General features: G+C 72.3%; 12 protein-coding genes. 4 read left to right on the top strand and 8 right to left on the bottom strand.

All coding sequences use genetic code 11. The annotated features are described in order from the left end of the window. Positions 1 to 93: 93 nt before the first annotated feature. The 5 genes from ACYQ02_RS10965 to extP form a co-directional block, all read right to left on the bottom strand. Positions 94 to 1,137, bottom strand: coding sequence for a cytochrome c (locus ACYQ02_RS10965; RefSeq protein ID WP_460040456.1), 1,044 nt, complete (start codon positions 1,135 to 1,137; stop codon positions 94 to 96). A gap of 30 nt (positions 1,138 to 1,167) precedes the next feature. Next, a complete protein-coding gene (locus ACYQ02_RS10960) occupies positions 1,168 to 1,296 on the bottom strand; it encodes a hypothetical protein (protein WP_460040455.1) in 129 nt (42 codons plus the stop codon). Between the two features lie 154 nt (positions 1,297 to 1,450). Next, positions 1,451 to 2,284, bottom strand: coding sequence for a QcrA and Rieske domain-containing protein (locus tag ACYQ02_RS10955; RefSeq protein WP_460040454.1), 834 nt, complete (start codon positions 2,282 to 2,284; stop codon positions 1,451 to 1,453). A 59-nt stretch (positions 2,285 to 2,343) separates the two neighbouring features. Then, positions 2,344 to 3,123, bottom strand: coding sequence for a cytochrome b family protein (locus tag ACYQ02_RS10950; RefSeq protein WP_460040453.1), 780 nt, complete (start codon positions 3,121 to 3,123; stop codon positions 2,344 to 2,346). 136 nt (positions 3,124 to 3,259) lie between these two features. Further along, positions 3,260 to 4,030, bottom strand: a complete 771-nt coding sequence (gene extP, locus ACYQ02_RS10945; RefSeq protein ID WP_460040452.1) for a selenite/tellurite reduction operon b-type cytochrome ExtP — start codon at positions 4,028 to 4,030, stop codon at positions 3,260 to 3,262. Positions 4,031 to 4,822: 792 nt separating this feature from the next. Here extP and nrdR point away from each other — a divergent pair. The 3 genes from nrdR to ACYQ02_RS10930 all read left to right on the top strand — a co-directional run bounded on the left by nrdR (position 4,823) and on the right by ACYQ02_RS10930 (position 9,017). Beyond that, positions 4,823 to 5,449 carry a transcriptional regulator NrdR gene (nrdR, locus tag ACYQ02_RS10940; RefSeq protein ID WP_460040451.1) on the top strand — a complete coding sequence of 209 codons (627 nt, stop codon included), beginning with the start codon at positions 4,823 to 4,825 and terminating at the stop codon, positions 5,447 to 5,449. Positions 5,450 to 5,550: 101 nt separating this feature from the next. Beyond that, complete coding sequence (locus tag ACYQ02_RS10935) at positions 5,551 to 8,094, top strand: adenosylcobalamin-dependent ribonucleoside-diphosphate reductase (protein ID WP_460040450.1); 2,544 nt, start codon at positions 5,551 to 5,553, stop codon at positions 8,092 to 8,094. A gap of 176 nt (positions 8,095 to 8,270) precedes the next feature. After that, the gene (locus ACYQ02_RS10930) at positions 8,271 to 9,017 is read left to right on the top strand and encodes an SDR family oxidoreductase (protein ID WP_460040449.1); all 747 of its coding nucleotides are present in this window, start codon (positions 8,271 to 8,273) and stop codon (positions 9,015 to 9,017) included. Positions 9,018 to 9,089: 72 nt separating this feature from the next. Here the strand turns inward: ACYQ02_RS10930 and ACYQ02_RS10925 are convergent, their stop codons facing one another. Further along, positions 9,090 to 10,082 carry a DMT family transporter gene (locus tag ACYQ02_RS10925; protein WP_460040448.1) on the bottom strand — a complete coding sequence of 331 codons (993 nt, stop codon included), beginning with the start codon at positions 10,080 to 10,082 and terminating at the stop codon, positions 9,090 to 9,092. 354 nt (positions 10,083 to 10,436) lie between these two features. Between ACYQ02_RS10925 and ACYQ02_RS10920 the strand changes: the two genes are divergently transcribed. Next, on the top strand, positions 10,437 to 10,952 hold the full coding sequence (locus ACYQ02_RS10920; protein ID WP_460040447.1) for a CBS domain-containing protein: 516 nt from the start codon (positions 10,437 to 10,439) through the stop codon (positions 10,950 to 10,952). Between the two features lie 104 nt (positions 10,953 to 11,056). Here ACYQ02_RS10920 and ACYQ02_RS10915 read toward each other — a convergent pair whose 3' ends face one another. Both ACYQ02_RS10915 and ACYQ02_RS10910 read right to left on the bottom strand, forming a co-directional pair. Continuing rightward, a complete protein-coding gene (locus ACYQ02_RS10915; RefSeq protein ID WP_460040446.1) occupies positions 11,057 to 12,472 on the bottom strand; it encodes a tetraprenyl-beta-curcumene synthase family protein in 1,416 nt (471 codons plus the stop codon). A gap of 110 nt (positions 12,473 to 12,582) precedes the next feature. After that, entirely contained in the window at positions 12,583 to 12,816 is a 234-nt protein-coding gene (locus ACYQ02_RS10910; protein ID WP_460040445.1) for a hypothetical protein, read from the bottom strand. Between the last annotated feature and the right edge of the window lie 60 nt (positions 12,817 to 12,876).

Below are 12,876 nucleotides of genomic sequence, written 5' to 3'. Positions count from 1 at the left end.
CGGTTCGTCCGCAAAAAGGGCGAGGGGCACCCGTCCTTCCCCAGTGCCCCTCGCCGGTGTCATGGACCGCCATGTCGCCTGCTTCCGCCGGTCTCAGGAACCGCCGCCCGAACCGCCAGCGGCGCCCGAGCCACCACCCTGCCCCTGGCCCTGGCCCGTTTCCGCACCGGCGGCCGGCCCCGCCTGGGCGTTGCGCTGCTCCACGTCGCCCAGACCCATCAGGAACCGGGCCAGCAACCGGATCTGGTCCGGGGTCATGGCGTCCTTGAAGGAGGGCATGATGCTGCGGAACTTCTCGGCTTCCTTACGATACGTCTCCGTCAGATCCACCGGGGTGCCCTGGCCGTGCCAGACGGTGGGCATCCGCTCTTCCGGCGCGAAGGACTGGGGATCGCTGATCCACCGCTCGGTGAACTCCAGGCTCGGCAGCCACTCGCCGGCCCGGCTCAGGTTGGGTCCGATGACGCCGCCGTAGCTGCCCAGGGTGTGGCACTGGATGCACGTCATCTTCACGAAGAGTTCCTTGGCCTGCTGGTTCTCCTCGTCGGTCAAGCCGGCGGCCTTGACGTCCAGGTCCTGGGCGGTGACGGGCCGGGTCCGCGGCTCCTGCTGGCCGGTGTCCGGGTTCTCCACGTACTCGGTGACCGTCAACCGGGCCACCTCCGGCGCCCCGGCGTACTTCTGGGGCTCGGACCAGTTGCCGTACATCAGGAAGGTGACCAGGTCGCGGATCTGCTGCTCGTTGAGGGGCCCGTTGTCCGACGTGGCCCAGGTCGGCATCCGCGTGTAGGAGTGGATCTTGCCGTCTTCGATCTTCCAGGTGTTGTGGTCGAACCCGGGGCGGCCGCGGGCGATGGTCTTGGTCAAGAAGTCCTGGATCGTCGCGGCCTGGATCGGCGTCTTGCCCTCGGCCCGGAACTCCTCCCGGTTGAGGGGCGGGCCGATGATGCCCTCGCCGACGGGTCCGTGGCAGAGCATGCAGTTCTGCGCGTAGAGCTGGGCGCCGTGGGCGGCCTGTTCCTCCCGCGCCGCGGCCGACGCCTTGCTCATGCGCTGGCTCTCCATGAGCCAGTACCCCTGGATGATCAGGATCAGCGCCCAGAGGAGGGCCAGGGCGACCACTTTCCGCTTGCTCAAGGCTGCGACTCCTTTCCGCGCGGGCGGGCTTCAGTCGTCTTCGTCGGCCTTCTCCAGCGGGCGGCCCGTGAAGCGCTCCACGGTGTCGACCGCCCACAAGCACAGAAAGATCACGATCATGACGGCCAAAAGCTCGACGGACTCGAGGACCTCGAACATCGGGCTGCACCTCCTTGCCGCACCGGGTCCCGGCTGGGACCCCTGCCACCCACCGGCCGGCCTCGGCGTGGCCTCTCCCACGGGCCCAGCCGCGCCGGACGAACCGGCCGGCGGCCGGCCCTAGCCGCCGGCACGGCTTCCGGCCTCCCGGCCGTCAGGACACCGGCGTCAACTGGTCGGGGCTGAAGGCCGTGCGCTGCTGAACGCGGCCGGTGTCGACCCAGACGTTGCCGGCGGCGTCGATCTCGATGGGGAAGTAGTCCATGGGCCGCGGCGCCGGGCCGCCGATCTTCTCCCCAACCTTGTTGAACTGGGAGCCGTGGCACGGGCAGCAGAAGCAGCCGCCGGCGTCGGGCCGCTCTTCCGGCTTCCACGGCACCGTGCAGCCCAGGTGGGTGCACCGCCAGTAGAGGGCGATCATGCCCTGCTCCACGTGCACCAGGTAGAACTTGCCCGCGTCGACCTTGGTGACGGTGCCCACCGGGTAGTTGGACGCGGGGCCGATGTTGATCTTCTGCCCGAAGAAGCCGACCTTGCGGGGCCAGAAGTAGTTGCCGAACTGGCCGGCGAACTGGCCCAGCCAGAGCAGGGCCGAACCCCACAGGGCCCAGTGGAGGAAGGTCCGCCGGGTGACCGGTTCCTCCCGCCGGGCCGCCGCGGCACCGCCGTGGCCGCCGGCCCGGGCCGCAGGACGGGCGGCGCCCCCACCGGCAGCGGCACCGGCGCCCGCCGCGGCACCGGCTCCGGCACCCCGGGCCGCCGCCGCCTTGGCCGCAGCCGCCTTGGCCGCCGCGGCTTTGGCGGCCGCCAGCTTCTCCGGATCGACCTTGGGCTTGGGGGCAGCGCCCTCACCGGCAGGCTGCGCGCCGCCGGCGGCGCCGGTTCCACCCGCCGGTCCTTCGGCCGCCGGCGCGGGGCCTTGGGCTCCTCCGGCCGGTTCGGCCTGTCCCTCCCCGGTCTCCGGGCTACGCTCGCGATCCTCGGCCATCCGTCAATCCCTCCAGCACCAAGAACATGCCACCGAATGCCGACTCCGCCCGCCGCCGGTCAGTGGGGCGGCTCCAGCTGCCACGGCCAGACCAGGTGCAGGCTCTCGCCGCGGAAGCCGGTCCCGATGATGGTGAGGACGAAGTAGGACGCGACGAAGACGGTGAACAGGGCGATGATGGTCTCCCGGGTGTTGGCCTGGTAGCGCCGCCGGACGATGGCCGCCAGCCCGCCGGGCACGGCCGCCATGACGATCAGCGGGACCACCACGCCGGCGATGTACTCGACGATCTGGGCGTTGGCGTGGATCGCCTCGGGGCTCATGAAGAGCCGCATGATGGCGGCCACCAGGCCGCGGGTGCCGATGTAGTCGACGCCGCCCACGCTGACCGCGAAGAAGGCGTCGAAGAGGATCAGCCCCAGCACGATCAGCGACGTGTAGACGAAGGAGAACTTGAAGATCTTCAGGCCCTTGGGACCCGAGAACCACACGCCGGTGTCCGACGGGTCGGTGTCGATGTAGGGGATGGCGGCGATCAGCACCAGGGCCAGGCCCGGCACGATGACGCCCGCCAGGCTCGGGTGCATGTGCAGGAGCAGCTCCTGCAGGTTCAGGAAGTACCACGGCGCCTTGGCCGGATTGGGCGTGTGGGTCGGATTCGCCAGTTCCAGCAGCGGCGCCTTGATCAGGATGGCCAGCAGCGACAGCCCGATGGTGTAGATCAGGGCCCCGACGAACTCGATCAGCAGCAGGTGGGGCCAGACCGTGACCTGCTCCTTGGGATTGGGCCGCTGCGGCTCCCCGCCGGTCGCGGTCGTCGCCGGTTGTGGCTGTGCCACGGGACTTCCCTCCTCATGCCCTACCGGTGATGCCGTGTCGCGCTGGCGGCGCCCCGCGGCCCGGGGCCGGAGGACGCCGCCCTTCCGCCGGCCTCAAGGCGGCTTCGAGCCGGCTTCGAGCCGGCCGGATACGCCGTCAGCGGGAGAAGCCGTCCTTGCGCACCCGCCAGAAGTGCATGCCCATGAACACGGCCGCCACCAGCGGCAGGGCGAAGACGTGCAGCGTGTACCAGCGGATCAGGGTGTTCTGGTTGATGTCGTAACCGCCGATGAGGAGGAACTTCAGCTTGTCACCGACGAAGGGCGTCGCCCCCGCCATGTTGGTACCCACGGTGACGGCCCAGTAGGCCAGCTGGTCCCACGGCAGCAGGTAGCCGGTGAAGCTCATCAGGAAGGTCAGGACCAGCAGGATGACGCCGATCACCCAGTTGAACTGCCGGGGCGGCTTGTAGGCGCCGGTGTAGAAGACCCGTACCATATGTAGAAACACCAGCAGCACCATGGCGTGGGCCGCCCAGCGATGGATGTTGCGGAAGAACTGGCCGAAGGCGACGGTGGTCTCCAGGTCCTCGATGCTGAAGTAGGCCTGGGGCACCGACGGGATGTAGTAGAACATGAGGATGACGCCGGTGACCGTCAGCAGGATGAACATGAAGAAGGACGTGCCGCCGAGACCGAAGGTGTAGCGGAACGTCAGCGCCTGGCGGGTGATCCGGCCCGGATGCAGGTGCAAGAAGAGGCTGTTCAGGACCGCCAGGCCGCGGGTGCGCCGGTCCCGCGGGTACGGGTTCATGTACATCGACTTCCAGAGGGCGCTGTTGAAGATCCAGTCGGCAAGCCGTCCGATCAGCGACTTGCGCCCCCCGGACGCCGGCGGCTGCTGCTCCGGTGTATCAACCCGGCTCAACGGGAAGCTCCTCCTTCCGCCCGACAAGTCTTGCCGCCCCCGGGGCGGGTTGGGGCGACGGGGACCCGGTCCCCGGCAGGGGGCAGCGCCCGGCGACGGGAGGAACGGGCGCTGCGCGGCGGCGCGGTGGCGGGGCCGGACCGGGCGGGCCGCTGCAGCACCGGGGCGTGATCCGGCCGGCAGGGCGGATGTCCTGCTGGGGCCGAACCGCGGCCCGGCGCCCACCGCGGCGGCGAGCCGGTTCGCGGCGGGACCCCGCACGTCTACCACTTCACACTACACAAAGAGCCTTTCCACCCGCAAGGGTTGCACACCGGATTATGCCGGGACCGGCTCCGGTCGCCATCCGATCTCGTCCGCGCCCCGGCCAGGCCGCCCGGCCGGGTTCCTCCGTCGCCGGGACCGGCAAAAGCCGTGAAGGGTGCCGGGGCGAAGGTTCCCGATCCAGGACGATAGTATTCCCTCCCGCGCCAGGATCCCGTGCCACGCCCTGTCAGCGGGGTTGCATCCCCGGCGGCGGTGGCGCAACCTGCAGGGGGGCGATCCCAACTCGCCCCCGGGTGTCTTTCCGGCCGGCAGGAAATGGACGACCCGTAGCGAATCCCGGCCAAGTGGGCGAACGCCTACATATGGTGTTGGATCGTGTCGCGGCGCCTAGATGTTGTTGTGTGGGCGCCGCATCGTTGCCGGTGGCAGGGGCCGGCCGCGCCGGCGCCGGCGTCGACGGGACGCCCGCCCGGCTCGCCGGCAAGCCGCGTTCGTCCGATCCGGTTCGGGGCAGGGGGTGAGCCGGTGCGTTGCCCGCGCTGCCACGCACCCGATACCCGGGTGCTGGACTCCCGGCCGACGGAGGAGGGCATGGCCGTTCGCCGGCGGCGGGAGTGCCAGGTCTGCGGGGAGCGATTCACGACCTACGAGAAGGTCGAGGCGACCCCCCTCCTGGTCATCAAGAAGGACGGCCGGCGCGAGCCCTTCAATCGCGACAAGGTGTTGCGGGGCATGCTGACCGCCTGCGAGAAGCGCCCGGTGGAACTGGAGCGCCTCCAGGCCATCGCCGCCGAGATCGAGCGGGAGCTCCGCAGCCGCTTTGACAAGGAGGTCGAATCCCGCGTCATCGGCGAGATGGTGATGGAGCGCCTCCGGCGCCTGGACCAGGTGGCCTACGTCCGCTTCGCCTCGGTCTACCGCCAGTTCAAGGACATCGAGACCTTCCGGCGCGAGCTGGACCGGCTCCTGGCCGGGGACGAACCGGCTCCGGCCCCGGGCGGCTCCGCGGTGGCGGGCGGGGCGGCCGCCGCGGACCCGGCGGAGGGCGCGGCCGCGGCGCCGGCCCCGGATCCGGGGGAGGAGGCCGTCCCGCGGCGTTCCCAGGGGGGACAAGCCCCTGCCGAACCGCCCGCCCCCGCCCTGGATCCCTGAGATCCCGGGATCGCTGGGCCGCCTTAAGTTTTCAGCCGTTGCCGTTCATGGACGCTCGCCGTATCATGGCCTGATCGCGTTCAGGAGAAGGAGGACCGCCGATGGAACTGACGGGTATCCGGAAGACCGTCTTCCTGGATCGCTACGCCCGGAAAGGACCCGACGGGAAGCCGGTGGAGTCGTCGCCGGAAGAGATGTGGGACCGGGTCGCCCGGGCCATCGCCGAGGTGGAGGAGCCGGACCGGCGGGAGGAGTGGGAGCGGCGCTTCCGCCAGGCGCTGGACGGCTTCAAGTTCGTTCCCGGCGGTCGCATCCTGGCCGGCGCCGGCACGGGGAACAAGGTGACCTATTATAACTGCTACGTGATCCCCTCCCCCGAGGACAGCCGCAAGGGGATCATGGACAACGTCTCCCTGATGGTCGAGATCATGTCCCGGGGCGGCGGCGTGGGGGTGAACCTGTCGACGCTGCGGCCGCGGGGGACCTACGTCAAGGGGGTCAACGGCACGGCCAGCGGGCCCGTGTCCTGGGCGGAGGTGTACAGCACCGCCACGGGCAGCGTGATCCAGGGCGGCAGCCGCCGCGGCGCCCTGATGCTGATGCTGGACGACGACCACCCCGACGTGGAGGAGTTCATCACCGTCAAGCGGGACCTGACCAAGATCACCAACGCCAACCTTTCCGTCTGCATCAGCGACGCCTTCATGGAGGCGGTGAAGCAGGACCAGCCCTGGGACCTGAAGTGGAACGGCAAGGTGTACAAGACCGTGCGGGCCCGGGACCTGTGGGAGCTGATCTGCGAGTCGGCGTGGGCCTCGGGCGAGCCCGGCGTCGTCTTCATGGAGCGGGTCAACAAGCGGTCCAACACCTGGTACTGCGAGACCATCAACTGCGTGAACCCCTGCGGCGAGCAGCCGCTGGGCCCCTGGGGCGTCTGCAACCTGGGCGCCATCAACCTGGCCGCGTTCGTCCAGGATGGTGAACTGGACCTGGAGGGCCTCCGGGAGACGGTGTCCATCGCCGTGCGCTTCCTGGACAACGTGATCGACGCCACGGAGTACTTCTTCCCCGAGAACGAGAAGGCCCAGCGGTACGGCATCCGGCGCATCGGCCTGGGAACCATGGGCCTGGCCGACATGCTGATCAAGCTGGGGGTCCGTTACGGCAGCGAGAAGGCCTTCGAGGTCTGCGACCAGGTCTACCGCCTGATCCGGGACGAGGCGTACCGCACGTCGGCGCTGCTGGCCAAGGAGAAGGGGGCCTTCCCCCTCTTCGACAAGGAGAAGTACCTGCAGGGCTGGTTCATCCAGCGGCTACCCGAGGACATCCGGCGCCTGATCGCCGAGCACGGCATCCGCAACGGGTTCCTGCTCACCCAGGCGCCCACCGGGACCACCAGCCTGCTGGCCGGCGTCAGCTCGGGGATCGAGCCGGTGTTCGCCTTCTCCTTCAAGCGGACGGACCGCACGGGCACCCACATCGTCTACCACGAGCTGTACCAGAAGTGGCTGGACGAGCACCCCGGCGAGCCGGTGCCGGATTACTTCGTCTCCGCCGACCAGTTGACGCCCGAGGAGCACGTGCGCATGCAGGCGGTGATCCAGCAGTACGTCGACGCCTCCATCTCCAAGACCGTCAACGCGCCGCGGGAGCACACCGTCGACCAGGTGCGGACCCTGTACAACCTGGCCTACGAGCTGGGGTGCAAGGGCATCACCTACTACCGTGACGGTAGCCGCGAGGGCGTGCTGCACAAGCTGGACGAGGGCGGCAAGGGCAAGGCGGGCCAGGGAGCCTCCCAGGCCGGTGGCGCCCCGGCCGGCGCCGCGGGCCAGGCGGACGTGGACGCGGGCGGCCCGGCTCCGGCCGTCGCCGTGGCGGGGGCGCCGGGCATCGCCGGCGGGCTCAAGGTGACCTGGGGGCAGATCCGGCCCATCGAGCGGCCGAGCAAGCTCAACGGCTTCACCGTCCGGCGGACCACGCCCCTGGGCAACCTGTACCTGACGCTCAACACCTTCAACGGCTATCCGTTCGAGCTGTTCGCCCAGATCGGCAAGGCGGGGTCCGACGTGGCTGCCTTCACCGAGGCCATCGCCCGGCTGGTCTCCCTGGCCTTCCGGGCCGGCGTCGACCCCCACGAGGTGGTGGAGCAGCTGCGCGGCATCGGCGGCAGCCGCTCGGTGGGCTTCGGCCCCAACCGGGTGCTATCGGTGCCCGACGCTATCGCCCAGTTCTTGGACGACTACCTGGCCGGCAAGATCGAGCGGGATCCCGTCGACGAGGTGGCCGCGGGGCAGCTGACGGTCTTCGCGGCCGATCCGGCCCAGCAGGCCCGGGAGGCCGTGGCGGCGGCCCGGGCGGGCCAGGCCGGCGCCGCGGGGGCCAGCGAGGTCGCCGGAGAGGGGCACGGGGAGGCCCCGCGCTCCAACGGCAACGGCACGCGGAGCATCGCCGGTGCAGGCGCCCAGTCGCTGGTGATCGACGGCACGCCGGGCCGGCCGCCGGCGGAGACCCCCGCCCCGCGGATCACCGGCGGCAACGGCCGCGAGCTGAGCATGAACCTGTGCCCCGAGTGCGGCAGCCACGCGCTGGTCCACGAAGAGGGTTGCAGCAAGTGCCTAGCCTGTGGCTACAGCGAGTGCTGACCGGGGCACCATCTGAACCGCAGACGGGTGCCGGGGGCGGGGTCTGAGACCCGCCCCCGGTTCGCCCTGGGCGGGCCCGGTCAGGCCCGGGAAGCGACGGGCGGACCCGGGCCGGCCCAGCCCGCGGGGAGCGGGATCGCGGGGAACCGGGAACGCGGAAGTGAGGGGGGCTTCCCATGGCCGATGGTGACCTGGCAGGGCAGGCGTGGCTCATCACCGGCGGCGCCGGGGCCATCGCGGGGGCCATCGCCCGGGCCTTTGCCGGCGCCGGGGCGCGGCTGGCCCTGGCGGACCTGCCCGGTGAGGCCCTGGTGTCGCGGGCCCGGGAGGTCGGGGCCGTGGCCTTCCCGGTCGACCTGACCCAGGCCGGCGCGTCCGAGACGATGGCCCGGCAGGTTCACCGGCACCTGGGGCGCATCGACGGGCTCATCCACACCGTCGGCACCTACGCCGGCGGCCGGATCCAGGAGGTCGACCCGGCCCAGTACGAGCGCCTCTTCGACGTCAACGTCCGCACCCTGTTCCATGCCGTCCGGGCGGTGTTGCCCTTCATGCTCGAGCAGGGCGGGGGGTTCATCGCCGGCTTCGCCGCCGGTCCCGCCTGGCGGGGTGCGGGTCCGCGGGCGGCCCTGTACGCGGCGGCCAAGGCGGCGGTGGCCACCTTCCTCCGTTCCCTGGACGCCGAGGCGGGGGAGGCGGGCATCCGGGTGGTGGTGGTCTACCCCATGGGGGTGGTGGACACGCCGGCAAACCGGCAGGCCATGCCGGAGGCGGATCCCCGCGGCTGGATCGACCCCGGCGAGATCGCCGCCGCCTTGCGGTTCGCCGCAACCCGCGGGCCGGGCGGGCGCCTGCTGGAATTGCCGGTCTACCCGGGCCGGAACCGGCACGACGGCGGGAACCGGCACGGCGACGGGGCATAACCGCCCCCAGGTAACGCCCCCCAGGGGCCCGGAAGGCCTCAAGGCGACCGGGTCCCACTGCGGTCCCCGGCGTCAAAGGGCCGGGGAGGTCCCCGGACCCCGGGGCTCCCGGGCCGAGAGCATCAGCACCGCCGCCAGCACCGCCGCCCCGCCCACGGCCATGGGGCCGGTGAAGGGCACGCCCAGCCAGAGGGCCGCCGAGGCCGCGGCGGCCAGGGGCTCCATGCAGGCCAGCAGGCTGGTCTGGGAGGGCCGCAGATATCGCAGGCTGGCCAGGTAGAGGGTGAACGCCAGCAGGGTGCCGCCCACCACCACGAACAGCCACAGGCCGGCGGCCCCGGCGTCCCACGCCACCGGCTGGGGGCCGGGCCGCCAGGGCGGCGCCACCAGGGCCATGGCCGCTCCGCCCACCAGCATCGCCCAGCCGATGACCAGGGCCGGCGGCCAGCGGCGCAAGAGGCCCGCTCCCGAGAGGGTGTAGAAGGCCAGGGTCAGGGCCGAGATCAACCCCCACGCCACGGCGCCGGCCGGCACCACCAGCCGGTGGAGGGAGCCGCCGGTGGCCAGCAGCAGCGTGCCGCCCAACGCCAGCAGGAGGGCGACCCCTTCCCGGGGTTGGGGGCGCCGGCGCCAGCGGACCACCTCGTACACCGTGACGAAGGCCAGCCCCAGGTACTGGAGGAAGGTGGCAGTGGCGGCGTTGCCCAGGGCGATGGAGGCCATGTAGCTGTACTGCACGCCCACGAGCCCGCCCAGGGCGAAGACCACCAGCTGCCGGCGGCCCCTGGACTCGCGCCAGGGCCCCAGCAGATCCGGGGTCCCCTGCAGCCGGCTGGTGATTAGGAGCAACAGCCCGGCCACCAGCATCCGGGTGGTCACCAGCCAGTGGGGCGTCACCCCGTACCCCTGCATCAGCTGCTGGGCCGCCGTGCCCGACAGGCCCCAGAGGGTGGCGCCGATCAGGACCCCCGCCATGGCCCGGCGCACGGGGAGGGCGGCGGGGGGTGGCATCCGTAGGGACGAAAGGGCGCGGGGCGTGGCCATGATGGCACCAGGATTCGGCACGAACGCCCCCAGTCCTTCCGGATTCGGAGGGATGGCGATGCGCGGACCGGCCGGGCCCGCGGCAAGGCCGCCGCGAGCCGGCCGGGTGCCGGGCCAGCGGCCGTGGCCGGCATCGAGTCCCGCGCAGGCCGTCGCCGTGGGGTAGGGTCCCGGGCAGGCGCCGCCACCCGGTCCGGCCCAAGGGCACCCGGCCCGGCCCAAGGGGCACCCGGCCCCAAGGGGCATCCGCGCCTGGGCAAGGGGCCTTCGCGCCGGCCCCCAGGGGCACCAGCGCCTGGGCAAGGGGCACCCGCCCTAGCCCCAAGGGGTACCCGGCCCGACCCCAAGGGGCACCGCCGCCGGGGATGGTCTAAGATGAAGGCGGTGATGGCCGTGAACGTGGCCTTCTTCCTTTTGCCCAAGGCCGAGGTGGTCTGGCTCAGCCCGCGCCACACCCTGCGCCAGGCCATGGAGCGGATGGAGCACCACCGCTACTCGGCGGTCCCCCTGGTGGACGACGATGGGCGCTACGCCGGTACCCTGACGGAAGGCGACATCCTCTGGTACATCAAGGGCACCCGCGACTTCACCTTCGAGCAGGCCGAGCGCATCCGGGTCGCCGACATCCCCCGCCGGTTCCGCTACCAGCCCGTGTCCATCTACGCCGACGTGGCCGACCTGATCCGCCTGGCGGCCGCCCAGAGCTTCGTCCCCGTCGTCGACGACCGCGGCCGCTTCATCGGCATCGTGCGCCGCCGGGAGATCATCGAGCACTGGGCCCGGCTGCTGCCCGGCGCGCCTGTTCAGGAGGAGCACCCGGGCCAGCGGGCGGGCGGCGGCCCGCCCCGTTCCGGCAGCGGGCCCGCGCCCAACCCCCCAGGGGACGGATAGGTTCCCGGGCGGGCCGGTTCCTGCCGGGGGGTTCCAGCCGGGGTCGGGCCGGTCTCGACCGGGCGGCCTCGACCGCGCCGGCCTCGATCGGGACGAACCGGCCCCTAGGCCGAACCCGGCGGGATCCCCCGGTGCCGCTTGCCCGGGGGCCGGTTCCTCCAGCGCCGGACGAGCCGGCTGGCGGCGAAGCACAGGCGTGCCCCGGCTCCGCCCGCGGCGACCAGGGCCCGGGCCACGGGTTCCAGGCCCTGCTGGGCCACCTTGGGATCGGTCAGGTAGAGGCCCAGCAACCCGTCGACCACCAGCCGGTGCAGGGCCGGTTCGGGCAACGCCTCCGCCCGGCGGGCCGCCTCCCGGGCGAAGGCGGCCAGACCCTGGGCCGCCCGCTCGGGCCCGCCGTAGGGGCGCACCAGGTTGAGGTCACCCCCCAGGCGGTCCTCCGCCTGGTCGATGAAGTAGTCCAGCAGGATGTGAAGCCCGCCAATCCAGGGAAAGTAGGCGCCGGTCAGGGCGGCCACCCGTTCGGGCGGCGGGTCGGGGTGAAGCAGGGCCTCCCGGAACAGGGCGAAGACCCCCAGGGTCGAGCCGCAAGCGGCTGCGAACTCCCACCACGCCAGGCGTCCCCGCCAGGGTCCGGCTTCCCGCCCGTACCACCCTTCCAGGCGGGGCAGCCGCCCCGCCCGGTCCCCGTGCTTGTTGACCTGCAGGTCGTTGTAGAGGGCGACGAGGCGCCGCACCGGTTCCACCACCCGGGCATAACCGGGGAAGGCCGCCAGGGTCCGGCGGCAGGTGGCCACCAGGTCCGCCAGGTAACCGCCGTCGTCCTGGTGAGGGTGAAGGCGATAGTAGCCCCCGCCCCCGGAAAGGGGCCGGACGGTGGGGGCCGGCGGGCTGGCCCCCGGGAGCGTTGCCCGGCCCGTCGCAGGACCGCGGGACCCGCCGGCCGGGAGGGCAATGCCCGGGTCGCGGGGCGTGGCCGTCCGGCCGCCCGCCATCGCGATCCGGCCGGCGGCCATGGCAGCCCGGGGTGCGGGCCGGGCCCTCCGGCCGGGCAAGCCGGTGGCTCCCGCGGCGGCGGGTTCCACCCCGGGCGGGGTGACGGCGTCCAGCATGGCCTGGTGCAGCTGCCGGTAGTCGGCGGGGTCCAGGCTCTCGCTGCGGTCGCAGAGGTTGTCCAGGTAGTCGCTGATGGTCTGCAGGGCCACGATGGCCTCGATCAGGGCCGGGCGGCGGGCGCGGGGCACCGCGGCGGCGAAGACGGCGCCGCCCTCGCAGTGGAAGCGTTTGGTCCGGATGCTGGCCAGGGCCTGCCGCCGCAGCTCGGGGTCCGGAATGCGGGCGGCCTGCGCCTCCCACCGGCCCAGGGCCCGGTCGACGGCCGGCAGGACCGAGGTGACGTAAACCAACAGCAACGCCGCCTCGGCGGCCAGGCGCCGGCCGGTGGCCGGCAGCCGGCGGGCGACCACCGCCGGGGGATGGGGGCGCGTCTGGGCGCGGGACTGCGGGCGTGGTTCCCTCACGGGCATAAGATGCCCACAAGATGCCCACGACGGCACGGGGCGGCGCGACCCCATGGGGCCACGCCGCCCCGCCGGTTCGTCCAGCGTCTTGGTCGGTCTAGGGAGTCGCTTCACTCGCCTGAGGCGCTGCGCCGGCCGGGGGCACCGTCCCCGCTCGAGGTCAGGAACCGGGCGGGATCGACGCCCGGCGGAGGATCCCAGGGTTCCACGTCGTCGGAGGTGCACTCTTGCTCGTGACCGGATTGCCAGCGTACGCGGATGGATTGGCGGGAGCTGCGAAGCCGGACGATGATCCCCAGTTCACCGGACCGGCGGTGGCGCACCCACTGGCCGCGACGGAACACGGCATCGCCCCCTTTCCGGTAATCGGGCTTTGCCAGTATAGACTTCGGGATGGGGGGCCT

Source organism: Thermaerobacter litoralis (genome assembly GCF_054654595.1).
This window is presented reverse-complemented; position numbering and strand designations above follow the sequence as displayed.

Bases quoted from the DNA above. Each gene is read 5' to 3' on its own strand.
- ACYQ02_RS10960 (WP_460040455.1), bottom strand. From the start codon at position 1,296: ATGTTCGAGGTCCTCGAGTCCGTCGAGCTTTTGGCCGTCATGATCGTG.
- ACYQ02_RS10955 (WP_460040454.1), bottom strand. From the start codon at position 2,284: ATGGCCGAGGATCGCGAGCGTAGCCCGGAGACCGGGGAGGGACAGGCC.
- ACYQ02_RS10935 (WP_460040450.1), top strand. From the start codon at position 5,551: ATGGAACTGACGGGTATCCGGAAGACCGTCTTCCTGGATCGCTACGCC.
- ACYQ02_RS10930 (WP_460040449.1), top strand. From the start codon at position 8,271: ATGGCCGATGGTGACCTGGCAGGGCAGGCGTGGCTCATCACCGGCGGC.
- ACYQ02_RS10920 (WP_460040447.1), top strand. From the start codon at position 10,437: ATGAAGGCGGTGATGGCCGTGAACGTGGCCTTCTTCCTTTTGCCCAAG.